Consider the following 21280-nt stretch of genomic DNA (forward strand, 5'->3'; position numbering starts at 1 on the left):
TGGCTCGTCTCCCCCGACGGTAAAGTCTCCTCGGAGCCCGTCCGAGTGCAGCCGCCTCGCAGCATCGGCTGACCCTCCGCGACCAGCATCCTGCTGGCCGCCACTCATCCGCTGGACAACCTCAAGGAGAGTTCTGTGGCCACGTCATCGTCGACCAGCGCGGAGCAGCGGTTCGATGTCATCCTCATCGGCGGTGGGATCATGTCCACCACGCTGGGGACCATCCTGAAGGAGCTCGAGCCGAACTGGTCGATCGCCCTCTACGAGACGCTCGACCAGGCCGGTCAGGAGTCCTCTGACCCCTGGAACAACGCCGGCACCGGCCACGCCGCTCTGTGCGAGCTGAACTACACCCCTCGGGGGGCCGACGGTTCGATCTCCACGTCCAAAGCTCTGGGCATCAACGAACAGTTCCAGGTCTCCCGCCAACTGTGGTCCCACTGGGTGGACCACGGCGTCCTGAGCTCGCCCCGCACGTTCATCAACGCATTGCCGCACATCAGCTTCGTCTGGGGTGAGGAGAACGCCCGGTTCCTGAAGGATCGCTATGAGGCTTTGAAGCCCCTGCCCCTCTTCAAGGACATCGAACACACCGAGGACCTCGACGAGATCTCCTCCTGGGCTCCGCTGCTCGCCGGGGGACGTGACCCGCAGCAGCGCGTGGCCGCCTCCAAGATCGACACCGGCACCGACGTGGACTTCGGTTCGCTCTCCCGCCAGCTGGCGAACCACCTGTCGAGCTCCGGCGTGGAGCTCCGTTACGGCCATGAGGTCACCGGGCTCTCCCGGGGCTCCGACGGCCGGTGGCAGCTTTCGGTGCGCAACAAGGCGGCCGGTGAGCGCTTCACCGCCTCCGCCCGTTTCGTGTTCGTCGGCGCCGGAGGCGGTGCGCTGAGCCTGCTTCAGTCCTCAGGAATCCCGGAGATCAAGGGCTTCGGCGGCTTCCCGGTCTCCGGAAAGTTCCTGCGCAGCACGGACTCCTCGGTCGCAGAGAAGCATCACGCCAAGGTGTACGGTCTGGCCTCGGTCGGTGCTCCTCCGATGTCCGTGCCCCATCTGGACACTCGATTCGTCGAAGGACGACGCACCCTGATGTTCGGCCCTTACGCCGGGTTCTCCACGAACTTCCTGAAGAACGGCTCGATCACTGATCTGCCGTTCTCGGTGCGTCCCCACAACCTGGTGCCCATGATGCAGGTGGGCCTGTCCAACACGGACCTGGTCACCTACCTGATGAAGGAGGTCACCACGTCCCAGAAGCGCAAGATCGAGGCGCTGCGTGACTTCTACCCCCAGGCCGAGGACGACGCATGGGAGCTGATCACCGCCGGGCAGCGCGTGCAGGTGATGAAGAAGGACGCTCAGGGCAAGGGTGTGCTGCAGTTCGGGACCGAACTCATCGCCGGCGCGGACGGCACGATCGCCGGTCTGCTGGGCGCCTCACCCGGCGCCTCGACGGCCCCATCGATCATGTTCAGGCTGCTGGAACGTTGTTTCCCGGCCCAGCTCGACAGCTGGAGGCCGCGCCTGCAGGAGATGGTCCCCTCCTACGGACACCAGCTCAACGACGAGCCCCAGCTGCTCGCCGAGGTCTTCGCCGCGACGAACGCCTCGCTGCAGCTCGACTCCTGAACAGCACGGCCTGGAGCTCTCCGTGGCGCGCCTGCACTATCCCGCCCCCGAGGCCCGCCGCACGGGCTCGGGTCTCACCGCCCACCTGTGGAGCCGGCCCGACGCCGGCCGCGCCCCAGTGATGCTGATCCATGGCTATGGATCCAACGTGCTGTTCAACTGGGTGAAGACCGGATGGCTGGATCCGTTGGCCGGGCAGGGACGAAGCATCCTCGCCGTCGATCTGCCGGGGCATGGGAGCTCATCCGCGGTGGACCCGGCCGGTGTCCGGACCCAGGATCTGATCGACGACCTGCGCGCTCTGCTGAGCGAGCTCGTGGAGACCGACGCCTCGGGGGCGCTGCCGGCCGTCCATGGGTACTCCCTGGGATCCCGGCTGGCCTGGCAGCTCTCCGCCGCGCACCCGGACCTGGTGGGCACTCTGATCCTGGGCGGAGCCCCGGCATCGGACCGATTCGTCGGTCTGGACGCCGAAGCGGCCCGCCGCTGGGCCCGTGACGGGGCCTTGCCGACGGACGACCTGACCCGATCCGTGGTGACTGTCGCCTCTGCCATGCCAGACCAGAATCTGCCGCATGTGGTGGAGCTGCTCCTGAGCATCGCAGGCGATCCCTTCGACCCCGCTGCCGCGATTCCCGCGGTCCCGACGCTGGTGGTCGCCGGCGCTCAGGACGAGATCGCAGCTGACGCCGCCCGACTGGCAGAGCTGGTCCGCAGCACTGGGACTGCGGCGCAGTTCGTCCAGATCCCTGGCCGCACTCACGTCAACGTGCTGACCTCCCGGCTCTACAAGGACTCGGTCCTCGACGCCCTGCCCTGAGCCGGTGGCGCGCCCGGTCCGGGCCGCAGGGCCACCGCGACCGGAATGATACCGCCCATGATGAGGACGACCGCCGCCCAGGACGTGCTCACCGTCTCGGCCAGCAGCGCTGCGACGCACAGGCCCAGGACCAGTCCCACCAGCAGTGCACCGGCCACCGTGCTCAATGTGGTGACCAGCTCAGCGGTGGGTGCGCGACGAGCCACCACCCGATAGACCTCGACCAGCAGCACTCCTGACGAAGCCCCCACGCCGAGGAAGAACACCGCCGAGACGACCAACGCGGCGATTCCTCCGGAGTGCGGCAGTGTCACCGCCGAGGTGCCTGCCAACAGCAGCGCACACAGGCCGAGCAGCACGGCGAAGAGCCGGCGGCGCCGCGGAACGTCCAGCACACTGAACCGTGTGGGCAGCCACCGCGAGCTCACCATCCCCGCCGCCCCGCTGAGTCCCAGCAGCAGGCCGGCCGCCCCGGGCCGGTAGGCGGCCTCGGCGATGACCCACGCCATGAGCACCGTTCCCCCGACCACGATGCCCAGCCCGAGGCTGATCAGCAGCGCGCCCACCAGACGGGAGCATCCGGAGGAATCTGCTCGCCCGGCCGAATGGGGCGGATGCGCCGGGCGCTCCGGGCACCGTCCGCGGGCCTCGACGACCATCTGTTGCCCATGCTCCACCGCGGGCAGCGGCACGCGCAGCGGCTCCAGCGGGCCGTCGGCACTTTGCCCCGGATCCTGCATCGAGGCCTGGGCTGGAATCTGGGCTGGATCCTGACCGGCGGACAACCGGCCCATCACATAGGCCGGGACCGCCAGGGCGCCCAGAACAGCCGCGACGTTGAGCCCCGCACCGGGCCCCAGCACCCCGCTGAGCAGGCCCACCAGCAGAGGGGAGAGCACCAGCAGCAGCTCGTCGACGGCCGCCTCCCGCCGCATCCATGATCCGCCCGCCGGTCCCTTCCCCGGAGACGCGACGTGCATCTGCCAGCCACGGGCCCTGCTCATCGCGCTCACCGACGGTGCCGTGAGCCCCGCCAGGAGTGCGAACACCATCGCCACGACGAGCAGCGGCAGCGAGGGCTGCTCCCCCACCGTCCCGAAACCCGGAGCATCGGCCACCGCCAGGGAGGGGATCACCGCGAGGACCAGAACCAGCAGCACCACATGCAGGCCGGTGGAGGCCAACAACACGGCCCGTTGACCGAGCCGCTCCGCCGCGGCCCCGGAAGCCGGCACCGACAGGGCCAGTCCGATCACCGCGAGGCTGGTCATCAGGGCCGTAGTGGTCAGCGACCCGGTGCCGCCTGCGGCGAAGAGCATCCCGACGGGAAGAAGCGCAGCCGGAAGGCGCGCAGGGACGCTGAGCCAGTCCCCGGGGCCGTCCCGATCCATGCCTCTCCTCCTTCGTTCGGCCGAGCGCCCGATCGGTGGGCGGGAATCCTCGAAAGCTCCGGCTCCGGCCAGGGTCAGGGACCGGACAGGACCTCCTCGGCACGCGATTCCTGCTGCTCGTGCTGCGGGGAGTCTATGACACCGGGGATGAGCATCCGCACTGTGGATCCGGTGCGCCGCCGGAGGATCTGCAGCTGGGTCGGGATCGCCCGGTGCATCTCCGTGACATGGCTGACGACGCCGACGCGCCGACCCTCTCCCTGCAGACGGTGCAGGGCGACCATCACATGGTCCAAGCTCTCCTCGTCCAGCGAGCCGAAGCCCTCATCGATGAACAGAGTCTCCAGGCCGACACCTCCTGCCTCGGACTGGACCACCTCCGCCAGGCCCAGGGCCATCGCCAGGGAGGCCATGAACGTCTCTCCGCCGGAGAGTGACGAGGTGGGGCGCTCATGGTCGCTGTGCTCGTCGTGGACCTTCAGCTCCAGCCCGTGGCGCCGCCCCGGGCCCTCGGCGTCGTCATGGCGGAGTCGGTACCGTCCCTCCGACATCGTCTGCAGATGACGCGTGGCCGCCACGGCGACCTTCTCCAGCCGCGCGGCCAGCACGTAGCTGGTCAGCGTCATGCGGCGGGGGTTGTCAGGGCCTGTGCCGTTCAGGGTCGCGGCAAGCTCCGCGAGCCGGCGGTGCTCCTGGAGCTCCTCATCCCTGGCCTGCAGTGCCGCGCTGAGCCGTCTGCATGCGTCGACAGCGGCCTGGAAGCGGTCCTCGAAACGCTCTCGGTCCGACCGTGCCTGATCGTGGCGCGCCGCTGCGGACTCCGCCTGCTCCTCGGCGGCTTGGACGGTGGCCTCCTGGGGAACAGCATGTCCTGCGGCTCGCAGGCTGCGGGCGGTGACGATCTCCGGGGTCTGGTCGGTGAGCTCGAGACGCTGCGCCTCCCGTTCCCAGTCGTCAACAGCCTCCCGATAGGCATCGACGGTCGCCTCGTCCAGCACAGCGGCCTCCACCCCAGCGTCGTCAGCCTCCTCACTCATGGTCAGAGGGGACTCCTGCAGCTGCCGCCGGGCACTGGCGCGGGCCTGCTGGGCGGCATGCTCCTGCTCCCTCCACCGGTTCAGCGAGGTCTCGGCCTCCCGGCACCGGGCCTGCAGGGACTCCAGTGCGGCGAGGCGCTCCTCGACGCTGCCGTGAGAGCCGCGCAGCCTGCTCAGCACCTCGTCCAGAGCCTCCAGGTCCTGCCTCAGCCGTGCGGCCTCAGCGGTGGTCCGCTCTGCGGCGTGGGCGGCGCTGAGACGCTGACTCCTTGAGGCGGCGAGCTCCTCCCGGAGACGGGACAGCTCCGTTTCTCGCCGGCGCTGATCCCGCAGTCTCTGCTGCCACTCCTCGTGCCGTCGTCGAGCCTCTGTGTGCTCCGCGGCGGCCTCCTCCACGACGGCGTCGGTCGGTCGTGCAGCCACCGGTGTCTCGGCTGCGGCGTCACCCAGCGCGGTCGCGCGAAGCTGACGTGACAGCGCGTCCAGCTCCTCCTCCAGCTCGCGGAGCGACTCCCGCGCCGTCTCCTGAGCGGAGTCTGCGCGCGCCCGGAGGCGTGCGGCCTCGTGCAGCCGGGCGGTGGCCTGCTCGACGTCATCCTCACCGATGGTCACCTCGCCCGGGCGGTCTTCCTCCACCGGCTGGTCCTCCGCGACATCATGTGTCGTGGGGGGCTCCCCGGCCGGCGGCGAGGGACTCCCTGCAGGATGGGGATGCTCGGTGGAGCCACACACCAGGCACGGCTCACCCTCGACCAGGTCAGCGGCGAGCCGACGGGCGACAGCCTTCAGATGCCCGGTGAGCAGTCTCCGCCGATCCTCCTCGGCGGCCTCCTCAGCACGCGCGACCTCCTGCGCCCGCCCTGCGGCCTGTTCGGCCTTCTGCCGACGTCCTGACAGCTGCTCGGCCAGCTCCGTGCGGCGACCGTGCAGGCTCAGCAGCTCGGCCGACCCGCTGAGCCGCTGCTCCAGGTCCTCCGGGTCCTGCCAGACGCGGAGGATCTGCTGTTCCTGTGCGTCGAGTCCGGCGATCACCTCATCGAGGCGGCGACAGGTGGCCTGCTCCTGATCGGCCTGACGGCGAGCCCGAGCCAGCTCCGACAACACATCACGGCGGTGCACCTCGGCTCGAGCCGCGTCCTGCTCCTGAAGCCCTCCACAGACGTGGGCCAGCTCGGTGAGCAGACGGTGCAGCGGCCCGACGTCCGGATCTCCCTCGGCCGTCACCAGCGCGGCCGCTGCGGTTCCTGCGGCGTCGACGTCGTCCTGCCCCGCCAGGGCCTCCTGGAGTGCAGAGAGCTGTGCCAGCGTGCTCTGACGACGGTTCCCGGCTTCCTGGTCGAGCCGGTCAGCATGGTCGAACCAGCGCAGGACCTCGACGGCATGCTCGTGGCGGGTCAGCTCGCGGCGGTGCCGCTGCACCACAGCCCGACGGCTCTCGTGCGTCGCGCGCTGCTCTTCCAGCGCCGCCAGCTTCTGCAGCACGGTGCGGTCTTCGCGGAGCTGTTCGGCACGCTGACTCGCGGCGCGGGAATCTGCGGCGGCGAGCTGCTCGTTCTGCTCCAGATCTCGCGCCAGCCAGGCTGCGAGCAGCTCCACCGTGTCGGCCAGATCCTCGGGCTCCACCGCGGTGAATCGAGACAGCTCTTCGCCGAGGACCGGGCGCACCATGGCCTGGGCCGCGGTGTGCACGCCCTGGGCGGTGGCCTCCACCCGCTGGTCGGCCCGGCCGATGCGCTCACGCAAGTCCTTGGCCCGCTCGTTGAGCCCCGTCTCCAGCCGTTGGTAGAGCGCCGTGTCGAAGAGCTTCTGCAGCAGCTTCTGCTTCTCCGCGCTGTTGGCATGGAGGAACTGGGCGAACTCTCCCTGCGGCAGCAGGATCACCTGGGTGAACTGGTGCCGATCCAGGGGCAGGATGTCCCGGATCTCGTGAGAGGCGGCCTGGACTCCGCTGGTCACCTCCTGCCACTGGCCCGACCGGTGGACCTTCAGGACGACCGTCTGGTTCTGCGGGACGACCCCCGCCTTGGCCCGCCGGCTGGGACGCAGGTACGGCGGGGTGCGGCGGATCATCCACCGACAGCCGCCTTGGGTGAACTCCAGTTCCACGCTGGGCTCCCGCCCCGGCGGGGCGTGGTGGCTGCGCAGTCCTGCGACATCTCGCTGACCGGGGACGTCGCCGTAGAGGGCGAAAGTGACCGCGTCGAGCACCGTGGTCTTGCCGGAGCCGGTGCGGCCATGCAGCAGGAAGAGCCCGTCGGCGCTGAGCGCGTCGAAGTCGATCTCTTCTCTGCCGGGAAAGGGCCCGAAGGCCGTCAGCGTCAGCCGGTGCAGCCTCATCGCGTCCTCTCCGCCTCCGTCGTCGGGGCACGGCCGTCTCCGGGGGCGACGCCGGCCTCGGCCAGGGCCTGCTCCAGGATCTGCTGCTCCTGCTCCCCCGGGCCCCGCCCGCGGACGTGGTCCAGGAATGAACCCACCACCTGAGCAGGAGTCTCCGCCCGCTGCAGAGCCTCGGCGTAGCTCAGGGCGGCCCCGGGCCGCTCCGGGGGCCGGTGGGTGAACGTCGCCAGATGCGGATAGGCCTCCTGGACGCGTTGAAAGGCCCTCTCGGGGCGCAGGGCGTCGGTGACGGTCACCTGGACGAAGTCCTCGCCGTGCTGCCGGACAGTGTCCTCGTCCAGAATCTCCTCCAACGGACCGCTGAGCTGGGCGAGGCCCCGGCCGATCCGCCAGTCCACCGCGGTGATCGCCGTCCAGTCAGTGCTGTCCCAGAGCCAGGCGCCCTTGGCCTGGCGGGCCTCGGAGAACGAGTACCGCAGCGGCGAACCGCTGTAGCGGACCTGCGGGGCCAGACGCTGACGACCGTGCAGGTGACCCAGAGCCGTGTAGTCGAACCCGTCGAACAGGGACAGCGGCACCACGGCGAGCCCGCCCGCGCTCTCCTCCGAGTGTTCCACCGGTTCTCCCACCGGCGCGTCCACCCCGATGATCCGCTCCGAGTCGGACCCCACGCCCTGGGCGGCAAAGAGGTGGGCCATCAGCACAGTCCGGACCTCGGTCCCGACGGCGAGTTCGGCACGACGGCGGGTGAGGTCTTCCCGGATCCGCGAGATGACCTCCTGCATGAGGGCCGTGTGGCTGGCCCGGTCGAGCCCGAGGCGGGAGGCGTAGAGCTGCGGCTCCAGATACGGCACTCCGTAGACGAAGGTCCGTTCCTTCCCGTCATCGAGGACCACCGGAGTCCAGGCGTCCTCCAGGGAGGTGCGCAGGTGCACGCCGGAGGCGGCCATCAGCCCGCGGCCGAAGCCCAGGCGCTGAGCGGAGTCATGGTTGCCGGAGGTGATGATGACGGTGACCCCGGCCTGCGCCAGACGTTCCAGACAGCGCTCCAGCATGCTGACCGCCCACTCGGGCGAAAGGGCACGGTCGTAGACGTCGCCGGCGACCAGCAGCACGTCCACCTGCTGCTCCTCCACAGTTCGGCACACGGTGTCGAGCATCTCCTGCTGCGCCTCACGCAGGGAGGTGCCGTGGAAACCGCGTCCCAGATGCCAGTCGGACGTGTGGAGCCATCGCATGGCACCACGGTATCGGCAGCCGGTGACACGTTCCCGACGGACGCGCTGCGGGGCCGCCCAGACGTCGTCGCTGATCCGGAGCCCGGCCTCCGGAACAGCGACGGCGACTCGATACAGCCACTCGATACAGCCACTCGATACAGTGGGGACGTGAGCTGTGATGAGACTCAGGACATACCCTCGACTTCCCCCGGCCCTGACACCGGTGCCTCCCCGGCTGATGAGGTGCTGATCCGACGGTTCGGCCCCGTGCTGCGGGCCGGGCTGGGGGCCGGCCTCCGCGTCGACGCCTCCGGCCCCCGACTGCATGCCGAGGCGCTGCACCAGGTCTGCCTCGCCGATGGTCTCCTCGAACTTCTCGACTGGACCCGGCAGGGCATCGCCGCCGACCCGCTGGCATGCCTCTGGTTGGCCTCGCTGCGGTGGCACCGTCTGCTGACGGGCTCCTTCCCAGAGGGCGCCCCCGCGCCGCCGCACCGCGACATCGACCGCACGTTCGCCCGGCTGCTGGGCGAACGAGACGATCGGCTGGGTCTGCTGGCCGACAGCGGCGAGGTCTCCCGTCGGGGCCTGGCCTCCGGAGAGATGGCTCATCAGTCCTCCCCGGCGCAGCCGCAGATCGATCACCCCGCCGGGCTGCTGCGGCTGATCCCGCTGGCGCTGATCCCCTATGTCGAGGACTCCATGGTCCTGAGCTGGACGGAGCAGGCGCTCGCCCTGACGCACGGGCATCCGCGGCTGCAGACCGACGCGCGGCGCCTCATCGGTCTGATCCGCGACCTCGCAGCGCAGGAGGAGCCGGAGCCGACGGCGGTCGAGCAGGCGCTCGCCCAGGCCCGACAGATCATGGGCGACGTCGACGCGACAGCCACCGCGGTGGTGTGCGCCCAGGTCCAGGCCGCCGCCGGCCGGTCACCCACTGGGTCCGCGATCCCGCAGGAGATCGAGCAGATGCTGCAGTCGATGCTGCAGCCCCGGTGGCAGGAGGTCACGGCTCCGCGGTGAGCCGGATCACCGCCGTCGGCGGAGGGGCCGCAGTGGCGGGCCAGGATTCGCCGAGCAGCTCACGGAACTCCTCCTCGGAGAGGAGCCGCAGCATCTGCCCCTGGGCGCGGCGCCGCAGCGCGTTGCGGGACTTGTTCGTCTGCAGCGGGATCTGGGCTTCCGGCCCGCCGTGCCGGTAGCCGTCCCCCACCACCAGCAGGGTGGTGCCCGCTGTGACGCGGGACGACGTCTGCCCGCCGTGGGCGGCCACCAGTCGCTTCGCCTCGGGGCGCGGGATGCTCAGGCTGCCGGTGAACGCCACCTGCTGCCCATGCAGCGGATGGTCGGGATCCGCGTCCTGCGCCGGCGAAAGGTTGCGTCCCTCGTCCTGCCAGCGGAGCAGATCGGGAAGCGCCGCATCGGCGACGGTCCGGACCCGCGAATCGAAGATCGGCCCCATGGCCAGCACCTGAGTGGTGGCGCGGGAGTATTCCTCCGGCGCACCGTCCCAGGCCGGCAGGACCACCGGTTCCAGGGCACGGGAGCTGAAGAGCGCCTCGAGCTCGGAGATCCCGAGCCGTGCGGAGATGTCGCAGACGATCGCCGCACTGGCACGGGCGTCCTCCAGAGCGTGATGGTGGCGGCCCAAGGTGTGGCCCGCCTCGGCCGCAGCCCGAGGCAACGCATGGGAGGGCAGGTCAAAGACGGCCCGAGACAGCTGCACAGAGCACCAGCAGCGCAGACCCGGGGAGTCCATTCCGCTGACCTCCAGCGCGGCCTGGAAGACTTCGATGTCGAAGGCGGCGTTGTGCGCCACCAGGGTGTCACCGCCGATGAACGCCTCGATCTCAGCGAAGGCCTCGGCGAAACGTGGCGCCTCGACAAGCTCTTCGGCGGTGAGCCCGTGCACCGAGACGTTCTTCGGATCGAAGCGGTCGAAGCCGACCGGGGGGCGAAGCTCGGTGTAGTGGGTGGCCGCCTCCTCACCGTTGCGGATGCGCACCAGCCCCACAGAGCAGGGCGAGCCGCGGAACCCATTGGCCGTCTCGAAGTCGACCGCGGTGAAGTCGAGACTCACTGGTCGACGGCCCTCGCCAGGACCGTCACGATCTCATCCCGGAGGGCGGCGAACGCCTGGCCACGGTGGGAGATGGCGTTCTTCTCCTCCATGGTGAGCTCAGCGCAGCTGCGCGTCTCCCCCGTCGGCTGCAGGATCGGGTCGTAGCCGAAACCTCCCTCGCCGCGGGGCGCGGTGAGCAGCGCCCCCTCCAAGCGCCCCACCCGTGTGGTCTCGTATCCCTCGGGCAGCACCAGGGCGGCCGCGCAGACGAAGGCGGCCCTGCGGTGCACAGGGGCGATGTCGGCGAGCTGTTCGAGCAGCAGCTGCAGGTTCTTCTCGTCCGAGGCCCCGGCGCCGGCCCATCGGGCGGAGAAGATGCCCGGAGCACCGCCGAGCACCTCCACCGCGAGTCCCGAATCGTCGGCGACGGCGGGGAGTCCCGTCTCGACCGCGACGGCGCGGGCCTTCAGCAGGGCATTCTCCTCGAAGGTCACCCCGGTCTCCGGCACCTCCCGGCAGCCGGCCGATGCGGCATCGACGACGGCGGTCTGGAGGTCATGTCCTCGCAGGTCGGGAGAGTCGGCCAGCAAGGCGCGGAACTCCCGGACCTTCCCGGGGTTCCGGGTGGCCAGCACGATCCGGGCCTCGTCAGAGGGAGCGACGGCAGTCACTGCTCCAGCGCCTCCCGCTGCCGGCGGGTCAGTTCCGCGGTGCCGGTCAGAGCGAGGTCCAGCAGCGCGTCGAGCTCATCGCGGCGGAAGGGCGCTCCCTCGGCGGTGCCCTGCACTTCGATGAACGCGCCGTCCCCGGTGGTCACCACGTTCATGTCAGTCTCCGCCGTGGAGTCCTCCGAGTAGGGCAGGTCCAGCACAGCAGTGCCGTCCGGCAGGATGCCCACCGAGACCGCCGCGACCGAACCGGTGAGCACCTCGGCGCGGCGAGCCACATGGCCCTCTCCCCGCGCCCAGGCGATCGCGTCGGCGAGCGCCACATAGGCGCCGGTGATCGCCGCGGTGCGGGTGCCGCCGTCGGCCTGCAGGACGTCGCAGTCCAGGGTGATCATGTTCTCGCCCAGGGCCGACGTGTCGACCACGGCGCGCAGCGAGCGGCCGATCAGCCGGGAGATCTCATGGGTGCGCCCGCCGATCTTGCCCTTCACGGACTCTCGGGAGGAGCGGGTGTTGGTGGCTCGTGGAAGCATGGCGTACTCGGCGGTGACCCAGCCGCTGCCCCGGCCTTTGAGCCAGCGCGGGACGGTCGACTCGAAGGAGGCGGTGCACAGCACTCGTGTGTCGCCGAACTCGATGAGCGCCGAGCCCTCGGCATGCGCGGACCAGCCGCGGGTGATGTTGACCTCGCGCAGCTGGTCGGGAGCGCGTCCATCGGCTCGCAGAAGGTTCTCAGTCACGCTGTGCTCTCACAGTCCTCTCAGGGTTTTCTGGATGTTCTGGATGTTCAGGATGTTCTGGATGTTCAGGGTCTGCGGGACCTCGGGGACCTTCAGAGTGTGCGGGACGATCTGGAGCAGGCGACGGGGCAGTCCCGGACCGGGACGGGTCGGTGACGTCCGGGTGACCGCCCGCTCCGGCGGACGGGCCGGGCGCGACCCGGTAGGTGACCCCGCCGACGGCGACGGCGATGTCCCCGGAGTAGGTGAGGCGGGCGTGGTCCAGCAGGACCCGCCGGGAGGTCCAGACCGGGATGTGGGTGAGCAGCAGGCGCCCCACGGCGGCTGCGGAGGCCGTCTCCCCGGCGCGGTGCCCATTGAGGTGCACCCCGTGGATGTGGTCGTCCCGGCCGTCTTCGAAGGCCGCCTCGCAGAGGAACAGGTCAGCTCCACGAGCGGCCTCGATGAGGTTCTCGCAGGCGTCAGTGTCACCCGAGTAGGTCATCGTGCTGACCTGGCCCCCGGCGTCGGTGACCTGCACACGCAGCGCATAGGCCTCCTCGATGGGGTGCCGCACCGGGATCGGGGTGATCGTGAAGGGGCCGATCTGCTCGGCCTGCCACGGGTTCCAGCTGCAGAAGTCGAAGTCCGGGTGCATCCCCGGGTCAGGTTCCATGCCGTAGGCGTTGGCGATGCGCTGGTCGGTGTAGAGGGGGCCGTAGACGGGAAGATGTCTGCCGGGCCAGCCACCGGGGCGCCAACGGATCGCCACGTGCAGGCCGCAGAGGTCCATGTAGTGATCCGGGTGCAGATGGCTCAGGCAGACGGCGTCGAGGTCTTCCAGCGCGATGTGCTGCTGCAGCTTGCCCAGAGCACCGTTGCCGAGGTCAAGGATGATCCGCCAGGTGCGACCCTCATGCTCGGCGCTGAGCAGGTAGCACGAGGCCGGGGATTCCGGCCCGGGGAACGAGCCGCTGCATCCGATGATCGTCAGTTCCATGTCCTGCCAGTCCCCTCAGGTCGTCTCGCCGCCGGCGGCCGACGGCGTCGGGGTCTCAGGAACCGGTCTCGTCGGAGCCGCTGACCTCGACGGCGCGGTCGCACGGGTCAGCATAGCGTCGGTGACCTGCGGAATCACACCGGTGGGGTAGGTCTCCGTCACATGATCAGTCTGGCGCACGGCACCGACCTCCGGGCCCAGGAAGCGTCGGGCGAGCCGATGGAACGACTCAGCCGGGCCCGTGGAGAGGAAGGCATGTTCTCCGGCCGGGGCGTCGGCCTCGCGCAGCAGCCCCTGCCGAGTGAGCGCGGCGAAGAGGTCCTTGGCGGTCTCCTCGGCGGAGGAGACCAGGGTCACCCCGTCTCCCATCACATAGGAGAGCACCCCGGTCAGCAGCGGATAATGCGTACAGCCGAGCACCAGGGTGTCCACGTCGACCTCGCGCAGCGGAGCGGTGTAGGACTCGGCCGCGGCGAGGAGTTCGGGCGAGGCGGTGATCCCACGCTCGACGAACTCGACGAAACGCGGACAGGCCGCTGAGGTGATGGTCAGCTGCGGGGCGGCGGCGAAGGTGTCCTCGTAGGCGCGGGAGCCGACGGTGGCGGAGGTGCCGATGACGCCGATCCGACCGTTGCGCGTCGCCGCGACGGCGCGGCGCACAGCCGGCTGGATGACCTCCACCACGGGGATGCCTCGGCGAGCGGTGTACCGCTCTCGAGCGTCGCGGAGCACGGCGGAGGAAGCGGAGTTGCAGGCGATGACCAGCGCTTTGACTCCGGAGTCGACGAGCTCGTCCATGACGCCCAGCGACTGCGCCCGGACTTTCGCGATAGGCAGCGGCCCGTACGGGCCGTGGGCGGTGTCACCGATGTAGAGCACGGATTCCCGCGGCAGCTGGTCCAACACCGCCCGGGCGACGGTCAGACCTCCGACGCCGGAGTCGAATATCCCGATCGGGGCGTCCCTGCGGGGCGTCTGGGGCGACGGTGCGTCGGTCGTCATTCAGGGGCCTCGTCCTCGTCAGGGAGAAGCTCCACCATGGCGGTGAACAGGGTCTCCTGCAGCCAGGTGATGAAGGTGTAGATCTCGGCCATGAACGTCTCGGTGTCCTTCGCTCCGCTGGAGACCGCCGCATGATGCACCTTTTCGGCGTCCTCTTCGCTGCGGATGTCCAGGCGGGTGGCCAGGGTCAGGCGCACGTCGTTGAGGGCACGGCCGAACAACGGGGCCTGATCCTCAGTCAGGTGCACGGGGGTGGACTCCAGCAGCATGCGGGCCGTGCGCAGGTCGGCGATCTTGGACTCTCGCAGCGACCCCTCGGAGAGCCGGCGCAGCTGAGCCGCCTGCTCCGGATCTCGGGAGGACGTGGGGAGCAGCCGGGCGAGCACCTCGTCCTGCGGAGCCTCAAGGGTCTGGGATCCGCCGAGGCCGGCGAGTTCGGCGCTGAAGTGCGCGAGCACGGAATCCTCGAGCGTGCCCGGTACCGTGTCCTCGCTGCCCGTCGCGCTGGCGGAGGCTGTGGACTCGGCGCCCTCCCCGGCCGCCTCGGAGACCTCGGCGGTGCGGGACTGCAGCAGTTCGATGACGTCGGCGCACAGCGAGCTCAGCAGGCGGCGCTCGTGCGCGTCGAGGTCGGCGCGGTAGCCGCGGGAGGTGGCGCGGAAGGCGGTGGCCATGGGGATCAGGCCTCCTCGAGGGTGGCCTGCAGGCCGTAGTGGTGCATCGCCGTGACGTCGCGTTCGGCCTGTTCCCGGGTGCCGGTGGCCACCACGGCACGGCCCTGCTCGTGGACCTGCATCATCAGCTGGTGCGCGCGCTGCCGGGAATGTCCGAAGTAGCTGCGGAACACCCAGGCGACATAGGACATCAGATTCACAGGGTCGTTCCAGACGACCACCTGGTACGGACGCTGCACTTGCAGGAGCGACGAGAACTCAGCCTCGAGATCGGTCTCCTCATGGGTGAGCGTCGACCCTTCCACGGAGCTCATGCCCGGTATTCTACGCTGGAGGGCGTGACAGATTCACTCCGCCCACGAGCCCTCGGCGCTTCGCCGGCCGCTGCGCGTCCCTCCACGGCGCTGCTCACCGACCAGTACGAACTGACCATGGTCCAGGCCGCCCTGCGCTCCGGGGCGGCACACCGACGCTGCGTGTTCGAAGTCTTCACCCGCGGCCTGCCGGCAGGACGCCGCTACGGCGTCGTCGCCGGCACCGGGCGGTTGCTCGAGGGCCTGGCGGACTTCCACTTCGGCGGCCCGGAGCTGGACTTCCTGGCCGGTCAGGACATCGTCGACGCCGCCACCCTCGAGTTCCTGCGTGACTACCGGTTCACCGGAGACATCCACGGCTACGCCGAGGGCGAAGTGTATCTCCCCCACTCGCCGGTGCTGCGCGTGGAGGCCAGCTTCGCCGAGGCGGCCGTGCTGGAGACCTACATCCTCTCGGTGATCAACCATGACTCCGCCGTCGCGTCCGCCGCGTCCCGGATGACCATGGCCTCCGGCGAGCGCCCGTGCGTGGAGATGGGCTCACGACGGACTCAGGAACATTCCGCAGTCGCCGCCGCGCGGGCGGCGGTCATCACCGGGTTCTCAGCGACCTCCAACCTGGAGGCCGGCCGTCGGTGGGGTCTGCCCACTCTGGGCACCGCGGCCCATGCGTTCACGTTGCTGCACGATTCGGAGGAGCAGGCCTTCACCGCGCAGGTGGAGGCCTTCGGCGCCGGCACGTCACTGCTGGTGGACACCTACGACGTCGAGGCGGCAGTGCATCGTGCGGTGGAGATCGCCGGCCCGGAGCTGGGAGCGGTCCGGCTCGACTCCGGGGACCTGATCGAGCAGGCCCACCAGGTGCGTGCCCTGCTGGATTCCTTGGGCAACACCGAGACGCGGATCATCGTGACGTCGGACCTGGATGAGTACGCGATCGCGAGGCTGCAGTCCGCGCCGGTGGACTCCTATGGAGTGGGCACCCAGCTGGTCACCGGGTCCGGGGCGCCGACGGCCTCGATGGTCTACAAGCTGGTGGGTCGCACCGACGATGACGGGGTCATGGTCCCGGTGGCGAAGGCGTCGACAGGCAAGACCAGCGTCGGCGGGGTCAAACATCCGGTGCGCACCTATGACGCCGCAGGCGTGGCCGAAGCGGAGCTGATCGGCGTCGGGGGCGCCCCCTCGCCGGAGGTCCCGCACCGGGAGCTGATGGTGCCGCTGGTGGTCGCCGGCGAGATCCGTACCGAGCACACCGGTGCCGAGGGCGTGGTGCGCGCCCAGGAGCGTCATCGGGTCTCAGTGGGGGAGCTTCCCGCCACCGCCGGTCGGCTTCAGGGGGGCGAGCCGGTGCTGCCCACGATCTTCAGCTGACCTCGTCGGTCTCCTCCGGCGCCGTGTGTGGAGCGACCCCCTCTTCGCTGAAGAGGCTGATGATCTCGGCCTCCTCCGGGCCGGCCGAGCTGAGATTGTGCGGGATGAGCGTGTCGAACTCGGCGGCCTCCCCGCGAGTGAGGATCAGCTCCTCGTCGCCCAGCTGCAGCCGCAGCCGACCGGAGGTCACGTAGAACCACTCATAGCCGGGGTGGGTGTGCAGCTGGTCCTGCCGCGGACGCTCCGCATAGGTGATCCGGAAGGCGTTGACCGGGGACCGCTCCCCGGACAGCGGCTGGACGGCCATCCCGTCCGCGCGCCAGCCCGGCCGGCGGACGCGGGGATCCGGCGTCTGCAGCACCAGCAGGTCGTCGACGGCGACCCCGAGCTCTCGGGTCAGCGGCAGCAGCAGCTCCAGACTCGCCTGACGCTTCCCTGACTCCAGCCGCGAGATGGTCGAGGCGGAGATCCCGGAGGCGCGGGCCAGCCGGTCCAGGGTCCAGCCGCGTCCGGTGCGGGCGGCTCGCAGCCTGATCCCGACGTGGGCGAGCTCCTTCATCCGCCGTCATCCTCTCCGCTCGACGTGTCCTCTCCTCTCGATGGTGCCCACTTCTTGCCATTTCTGCAAGACGTATTTCTGAGAATGTCTCGCAGGAGGACGATGGAGCCATGACCACAGGCACAGACACCCCCAGCACCGGACCGTCCACCGACCACACCCCCTCCACCGCCGAGGGAGAGCTCTATGACGCCCTCGTCATCGGCGGCGGGCCCGCCGGGCTCAGCGCCGCCGTCGCCCTCGGACGGTCCCTGCGGCGCGTCCTGATCATCGACGCCGGCGCCCCGCGCAACCGTTTCGCCTCCCATATGCACACCGTGCTCGGCCACGAAGGGATCGACCCCGCCGAACTGCTGCGGCGCGGGCGCCAGGAGGCGCTGAGCTACGGCGCCGACCTCGTCACCGGCCGCGTCTCCCGCCTGGCAGAGTCCACCGGCGAGGCGGGTCCCACCTCCCTGGTCGCCACCCTGGAGGACGGTCGGACCGTCTTCGGCCGCGTCGTCATCGCCGCCGGCGGACTCTCCGACGACCTGCCGGAGATCCCCGGGCTGGCCGAGCGCTGGGGGCGGTCCGTGCTGCACTGCCCCTACTGCCACGGCTGGGAGGTCCGTGGACAGCGCATCGGCGTGCTGGCCACCAGCCCGCTCGCCCTGCACCACGCCGAGCTGCTGCGACAGTGGACAGACCGCCTCACGTTCTTCAGCGCCGGCGCCGGAGAACTGCCGGAGGAGACCGCCGCTCGCCTGAGATCACGGGGCGTGACGATCGAGACCGTGGAGGTCGCAGCAGTCGAGGGCCAGGGGTCCGCACTCTCGTCGGTGGCCCTGGCCGACGGACGCCACGTCCCGGTCGATGCGCTGTTCACCCTGGGCGCGCTGCGCCCCCACGACGAGTTCCTCGCCGGCTTCGAGCTGGAGCGTGCGCCGAGTCCGATGGGCGACGTCCTGACCGTCGACGCCACAGGCCGCACCAGCCATCCGCGCATCTGGGCGGCCGGGAACCTCGCCAGCCCGGGGGCCAATGTGGTGGTGGCGATGAGCGCCGGCACCATGGCCGGAGCAGGGGCCAACATGGCGCTGGTGAGCGAAGACTTCGACGCAGCCCAGCAGAGAGCCCAGCAGAGAGCCCCCCAGACACCCCAGCAGCCACCCCAGCAGGAGGAGGACCGGCACGATCTCGCCCCGCGATCCTGCGCTTCGCGCGCGTGACCGTTCCTTCCGCGGTGCAGTAGCGTGGAGACCACGAGGAGGAACCCACACCCACCGTCGAAGGAGCAGTTCCATGGCCGAGGCCCTGATCATCGTCGACGTCCAGCATGATTTCTGCGAGGGCGGCACACTCGCGGTGACCGGCGGCGCCCAGGTGGCCGGAGAGATCAGCGAGTTCCTCGAAGAGGCGCATGCGGAGTTCGACGCCGTCGTCGCGACTCAGGACTGGCACATCGACCCTGGTGCACACTTCTCCCAGGAGCCGGACTTCCGCACCAGCTGGCCGGTCCACTGTGTGGCCGGCACACCCGGGGCGGAACTCCACGTGGATATGGACACCGATCACATCGGGACCCGCTTCCTGAAGGGGCTCTACTCCGACGGATATTCAGGATTCGAAGGGGTGCTCGGAGACCCTGAGCGGGTCGGGACTCTCGAAGGCGAGAAAGGTGTCAAAGTCGCACCGGCTGACGCTGTCGCCGACGACGCCCCGGACCTTCACGCCTGGCTGGCCGAGCAGGAGATCGACACTGTCACCGTCGTGGGACTCGCCACCGACCACTGTGTGCGGGCCACCGTCCTCGACGCCGTGGAGAACGGCTATCGGGTCCGCGTCATCCGCGAACTGACCGCCGGAGTCGACGACGAGCGGGTCGCCGAGACCTGGGAGGAGTTCGCCGAGGCCGAGGTCGAGGTGCTCACCCTCGACGAACTCTGAACCCCTCGACGAACTCTGAACCCCTCGACGAACTCTGTGCCGCGGCCCTCGGCGTCGCGGCCCGGGCTCACGTGGGACTCACGTGCGGCTCATTTGCGGCCGACGAACCAGTTCTGCAGCTTCGTCAGCCGGGCCTCCAGCTGCGCCTGGGTGGCCTGACCGACCTGCGGCCCCCCGCAGGCCTCGCGCAGCTTGTTGTGGATGACGCCCTGGTGCATCCCGGTCTTCGCCGAGTAGGCCGAGACCGAGGTGTTCAGCTGACCGCGGAGCTTCTTGAGCTGGCGGTGATCCACCACGTCGGCCGAGCGCTCCTGGGCGGCCTGTGGGCGCCGCTTCAGCTGCTGAGCCTGGTGCTCCTGGAGCAACGTGGAGACCTGTTCCGGCTCCAGCAGCCCAGGAATGCCCAAAAAGTCCATCTCCTCCTCTGAGCCGACCGCGCCCCCCATGCCGAACTCGTCACCGTCGAAGAGCACCTTGTCGAACGAAGCGTTGGAGTGCAGAGCAGCGAACTTGCCCTTGGTGAGCTCCTCAGAGGCCCGGTCCTCCTGCTCCGCCTCATCGAGGAGGTCCTGCTCCGGGATCTCGGCCTCCTCATCAGCGGCCTGCGGCGCATCCAGGGCGTGGTCCCGCTCCTCCTCCATCTCATTGGCCAGCGCGGTCAGCACCGGCACCGAGGGAAGGAAGACACTGGCGACCTCGTTGGCGTTGCGGCGGCGCACAAAGCGACCGATCGCCTGGGCGAAGAACAGCGGAGTCGACGTCGAGGTCGCATAGACCCCCACACACAGTCGCGGGACGTCGACGCCCTCAGAGACCATGCGGACCGCGACCATCCACATTCGGGAGCCGTCTGCGGAGAAGTCCTCGATGCGCTGGGAGGCCTCCTTGTCGTCGGAGAGCACGATCGTGGTCTTCTGCCCGGTGAGCCTGTCCAGCTGCGCCGCGTAGGCCCGCGCGGCCTCGTGGTCGGTGGCGATGACCAGGCCCCCGGCGTCCTCGACCCTCTCCCGGACATGGAGCAGCCTCTTGTGTGCCGCAGAGAGCACCGAGGGGATCCACTCGCCCTCCGGGTTCAGTGCAGTGCGCCAGGCGTGGTTGGTGATGTCCTTGGTGGCCGCCTCTCCCAGCTGCGCCTCCATCTCCTCTCCGGAGGAGGTCCGCCAGCGCATGTTCCCCGAGTAGGCCATGAAGACCACCGGACGGACGACCTTGTCCTTCAGGGCGGGACCGTAGCCGTAGGAGTAGTCGGACTGGGACCGCAGCACCCCGTCGGCATCCTCGGTGTAGTCCACGAACGGGATCGGCGAGGTGTCGGAACGGAAGGGTGTACCGGTCAGCGCCAGACGACGCACCGCCGGGGTGAACGCCTCCCGGATGCCGTCTCCCCAGGACAGCGCGTCACCGGCATGGTGGATCTCGTCCAGGATCACCAGAGTGCGGCCCGCCTCGGTCTTGTTCCGGTGCAGGGCCGGCTTGTTCGCCACCTGCGCATAGGTGACCGCCACGCCGATGAAATGCCGCCCGTGCCGCCCGTCGGAGTTCTTGAAGTTGGGGTCGAGCGCCAGCCCGATCCGCGAGGCCGCGTCAGCCCACTGACGCTTCAGATGCTCGGTGGGGGCCACCACGCAGATGCGGTTGATCTCCCCGGAGTCCACCAGCAGCTTCGCCACGCGCAGCGCGAAGGTGGTCTTGCCCGCGCCGGGGGTCGCCACGGCCATGAAGTCACGGGGGGACTTACGGATGTAGAGGTCCAGAGCCTCCTGCTGCCACTGGCGCAGCTTCGGCGCCGTGCCGCGGGCGGCCCGATGCGGATACACCGGCGGCATCGAGGCGCCGACATCGGTGCCGACGTCGAACAGCGACTCCGTCTGGACGCCTGAGGAATCAGTCACAGCTGTGCTTGCACCCTTGAAGATCGAGGTCTGATGGTCTGGTCCGGGGAATCCGTCGACGCAGCGAGGCCGGAACGGCACGCTGTCGGCACCCGGTTCCCCCGATCCTGCCGGGCAGGATGTGACATCGGCTGCGACCCCGCCCGGCAGAGCGGAGATCAGGTGAGCGGGGCAGCCGCCGTGGTGATCCGGAGGGGCTCAGCGATTGCGGCCGAAGCCGAAGAACCCTCCGCGGCCGCCGCCGGAGTCGCCCTCTCCGTCGCCACCCTGGATGCCGTCATAGATCTCTTGGCACTCCGGGCACACCGGAAACTTCTTCGGGTCACGCGACGGGACCCAGACCTTGCCGCAGAGAGCGACGACGGCGCCGCCCTCCAGGGCCGACTCCATGATCCGGTCCTTCTTCACGTAGTGCGAGAAACGCTCGTGGTCCCCGGGCTCGGCCAGCTGCTCCTGGTGCTCGCGCTCGATCGTCGCTGCTCCGCCGGGTGACGGAGCGGAGGACGGGTCTGCGCTGTGCATGCCGAAGGAGGACATGGCGGCGACCGGGGCCTGCTCCTCATCGCCGGAGAGGCGGACACTGGTCAGGCTGACACTGGGCTGGTGAACCATCATGGCAGCCATTCTACCGTCCCGGCCGGGCCGCGGTCATC

Annotated in this window: 18 protein-coding genes and 1 pseudogene; 6 read left to right on the top strand and 13 right to left on the bottom strand. The window is 69.8% G+C overall.

The genetic code is table 11. The annotated features are described in order from the left end of the window. The first annotated feature begins 135 nt into the window (after nucleotides 1-135). Both ACYVKI_RS06015 and ACYVKI_RS06020 read left to right on the top strand, forming a co-directional pair. Nucleotides 136-1632 carry a malate:quinone oxidoreductase gene (locus tag ACYVKI_RS06015; RefSeq protein ID WP_460689437.1) on the top strand — a complete coding sequence of 499 codons (1497 nt, stop codon included), beginning with the start codon at nucleotides 136-138 and terminating at the stop codon, nucleotides 1630-1632. Nucleotides 1633-1654: 22 nt separating this feature from the next. Beyond that, a complete protein-coding gene (locus ACYVKI_RS06020) occupies nucleotides 1655-2452 on the top strand; it encodes an alpha/beta fold hydrolase (protein WP_460689438.1) in 798 nt (265 codons plus the stop codon). Here ACYVKI_RS06020 and ACYVKI_RS06025 read toward each other — a convergent pair. From ACYVKI_RS06025 to ACYVKI_RS06035, 3 genes are all read right to left on the bottom strand, one after another. Next, entirely contained in the window at nucleotides 2419-3843 is a 1425-nt protein-coding gene (locus tag ACYVKI_RS06025) for a hypothetical protein (RefSeq protein ID WP_460689439.1), read from the bottom strand. The two genes, ACYVKI_RS06020 and ACYVKI_RS06025, sit on opposite strands and share 34 nt — an antisense overlap. Before the next feature lie 74 nt (nucleotides 3844-3917). After that, on the bottom strand, nucleotides 3918-7217 hold the full coding sequence (locus tag ACYVKI_RS06030) for an AAA family ATPase (protein ID WP_460689440.1): 3300 nt from the start codon (nucleotides 7215-7217) through the stop codon (nucleotides 3918-3920). Then, entirely contained in the window at nucleotides 7214-8455 is a 1242-nt protein-coding gene (locus ACYVKI_RS06035; protein WP_460689441.1) for an exonuclease SbcCD subunit D, read from the bottom strand. The genes ACYVKI_RS06030 and ACYVKI_RS06035 overlap by 4 nt, the downstream gene beginning before the upstream one ends. A gap of 150 nt (nucleotides 8456-8605) precedes the next feature. On the opposite strand from ACYVKI_RS06035, the gene ACYVKI_RS06040 reads away from it, so the two are divergent. After that, the gene (locus ACYVKI_RS06040) at nucleotides 8606-9460 is read left to right on the top strand and encodes an ADP-ribosylglycohydrolase family protein (RefSeq protein WP_460689442.1); all 855 of its coding nucleotides are present in this window, start codon (nucleotides 8606-8608) and stop codon (nucleotides 9458-9460) included. On the opposite strand, the gene ACYVKI_RS06045 is transcribed toward ACYVKI_RS06040, so the two are convergent. From ACYVKI_RS06045 to clpS, 7 genes and pseudogenes are all read right to left on the bottom strand, one after another. Continuing rightward, nucleotides 9444-10517, bottom strand: coding sequence for a 3'-5' exonuclease (locus ACYVKI_RS06045; protein WP_460689443.1), 1074 nt, complete (start codon nucleotides 10515-10517; stop codon nucleotides 9444-9446). The two genes, ACYVKI_RS06040 and ACYVKI_RS06045, sit on opposite strands and share 17 nt — an antisense overlap. Continuing rightward, the gene (rdgB, locus tag ACYVKI_RS06050; RefSeq protein ID WP_460689444.1) at nucleotides 10514-11170 is read right to left on the bottom strand and encodes an RdgB/HAM1 family non-canonical purine NTP pyrophosphatase; all 657 of its coding nucleotides are present in this window, start codon (nucleotides 11168-11170) and stop codon (nucleotides 10514-10516) included. Before rdgB ends, ACYVKI_RS06045 begins: the two co-directional genes overlap by 4 nt. Beyond that, nucleotides 11167-11907 (bottom strand): ribonuclease PH, encoded by a 741-nt coding sequence (gene rph, locus ACYVKI_RS06055; RefSeq protein ID WP_460689445.1) that lies wholly within the window; start codon nucleotides 11905-11907, stop codon nucleotides 11167-11169. The genes rdgB and rph overlap by 4 nt, the downstream gene beginning before the upstream one ends. Nucleotides 11908-12103: 196 nt before the next feature. Next, a pseudogene (locus ACYVKI_RS06060) lies at nucleotides 12104-12886 on the bottom strand (MBL fold metallo-hydrolase); the annotation flags it as partial. Between the two features lie 15 nt (nucleotides 12887-12901). Continuing rightward, nucleotides 12902-13888 (bottom strand): glutamate racemase, encoded by a 987-nt coding sequence (murI, locus tag ACYVKI_RS06065; protein WP_460689446.1) that lies wholly within the window; start codon nucleotides 13886-13888, stop codon nucleotides 12902-12904. After that, on the bottom strand, nucleotides 13885-14562 hold the full coding sequence (locus tag ACYVKI_RS06070; RefSeq protein ID WP_460689447.1) for a DUF2017 family protein: 678 nt from the start codon (nucleotides 14560-14562) through the stop codon (nucleotides 13885-13887). Before ACYVKI_RS06070 ends, murI begins: the two co-directional genes overlap by 4 nt. A 5-nt stretch (nucleotides 14563-14567) precedes the next feature. Next, a complete protein-coding gene (clpS, locus tag ACYVKI_RS06075; protein ID WP_460689448.1) occupies nucleotides 14568-14876 on the bottom strand; it encodes an ATP-dependent Clp protease adapter ClpS in 309 nt (102 codons plus the stop codon). A gap of 117 nt (nucleotides 14877-14993) precedes the next feature. Between clpS and ACYVKI_RS06080 the strand changes: the two genes are divergently transcribed. Beyond that, the gene (locus tag ACYVKI_RS06080) at nucleotides 14994-16250 is read left to right on the top strand and encodes a nicotinate phosphoribosyltransferase (protein WP_460689490.1); all 1257 of its coding nucleotides are present in this window, start codon (nucleotides 14994-14996) and stop codon (nucleotides 16248-16250) included. Here the strand turns inward: ACYVKI_RS06080 and ACYVKI_RS06085 are convergent. Further along, on the bottom strand, nucleotides 16243-16809 hold the full coding sequence (locus ACYVKI_RS06085) for a helix-turn-helix domain-containing protein (protein ID WP_460689449.1): 567 nt from the start codon (nucleotides 16807-16809) through the stop codon (nucleotides 16243-16245). The genes ACYVKI_RS06080 and ACYVKI_RS06085 overlap by 8 nt on opposite strands. Before the next feature lie 110 nt (nucleotides 16810-16919). On the opposite strand from ACYVKI_RS06085, the gene ACYVKI_RS06090 reads away from it, so the two are divergent. Both ACYVKI_RS06090 and ACYVKI_RS06095 read left to right on the top strand, forming a co-directional pair. Continuing rightward, a complete protein-coding gene (locus ACYVKI_RS06090; protein WP_460689450.1) occupies nucleotides 16920-18017 on the top strand; it encodes an NAD(P)/FAD-dependent oxidoreductase in 1098 nt (365 codons plus the stop codon). Nucleotides 18018-18090: 73 nt separating this feature from the next. Beyond that, nucleotides 18091-18735 (top strand): isochorismatase family protein, encoded by a 645-nt coding sequence (locus ACYVKI_RS06095; protein WP_460689451.1) that lies wholly within the window; start codon nucleotides 18091-18093, stop codon nucleotides 18733-18735. Between the two features lie 89 nt (nucleotides 18736-18824). Here the strand turns inward: ACYVKI_RS06095 and ACYVKI_RS06100 are convergent, their stop codons facing one another. Then, nucleotides 18825-20561, bottom strand: coding sequence for a DEAD/DEAH box helicase (locus ACYVKI_RS06100; RefSeq protein WP_460689491.1), 1737 nt, complete (start codon nucleotides 20559-20561; stop codon nucleotides 18825-18827). Between the two features lie 264 nt (nucleotides 20562-20825). Then, nucleotides 20826-21164: a DUF3039 domain-containing protein gene (locus ACYVKI_RS06105; RefSeq protein WP_460689492.1), complete on the bottom strand. Its 339-nt coding sequence runs from the start codon at nucleotides 21162-21164 to the stop codon at nucleotides 20826-20828. Nucleotides 21165-21280: the final 116 nt, after the last annotated feature.

It is taken from the genome of Nesterenkonia suensis (genome assembly GCF_054782935.1).

What these genes read in the sequence shown, in the direction of transcription:
- ACYVKI_RS06025 (WP_460689439.1), bottom strand. Translation starts at nt 3,843, where the DNA reads ATGGATCGGGACGGCCCCGGGGACTGGCTCAGCGTCCCTGCGCGCCTT.
- ACYVKI_RS06070 (WP_460689447.1), bottom strand. Translation starts at nt 14,562, where the DNA reads ATGGCCACCGCCTTCCGCGCCACCTCCCGCGGCTACCGCGCCGACCTC.
- ACYVKI_RS06035 (WP_460689441.1), bottom strand. Translation starts at nt 8,455, where the DNA reads ATGCGATGGCTCCACACGTCCGACTGGCATCTGGGACGCGGTTTCCAC.
- ACYVKI_RS06090 (WP_460689450.1), top strand. Translation starts at nt 16,920, where the DNA reads ATGACCACAGGCACAGACACCCCCAGCACCGGACCGTCCACCGACCAC.
- ACYVKI_RS06030 (WP_460689440.1), bottom strand. Translation starts at nt 7,217, where the DNA reads ATGAGGCTGCACCGGCTGACGCTGACGGCCTTCGGGCCCTTTCCCGGC.
- murI (WP_460689446.1), bottom strand. Translation starts at nt 13,888, where the DNA reads ATGACGACCGACGCACCGTCGCCCCAGACGCCCCGCAGGGACGCCCCG.
- ACYVKI_RS06080 (WP_460689490.1), top strand. Translation starts at nt 14,994, where the DNA reads ATGGTCCAGGCCGCCCTGCGCTCCGGGGCGGCACACCGACGCTGCGTG.
- ACYVKI_RS06105 (WP_460689492.1), bottom strand. Translation starts at nt 21,164, where the DNA reads ATGTCCTCCTTCGGCATGCACAGCGCAGACCCGTCCTCCGCTCCGTCA.
- ACYVKI_RS06085 (WP_460689449.1), bottom strand. Translation starts at nt 16,809, where the DNA reads ATGAAGGAGCTCGCCCACGTCGGGATCAGGCTGCGAGCCGCCCGCACC.
- clpS (WP_460689448.1), bottom strand. Translation starts at nt 14,876, where the DNA reads ATGAGCTCCGTGGAAGGGTCGACGCTCACCCATGAGGAGACCGATCTC.
- ACYVKI_RS06095 (WP_460689451.1), top strand. Translation starts at nt 18,091, where the DNA reads ATGGCCGAGGCCCTGATCATCGTCGACGTCCAGCATGATTTCTGCGAG.
- ACYVKI_RS06100 (WP_460689491.1), bottom strand. Translation starts at nt 20,561, where the DNA reads ATGCCGCCGGTGTATCCGCATCGGGCCGCCCGCGGCACGGCGCCGAAG.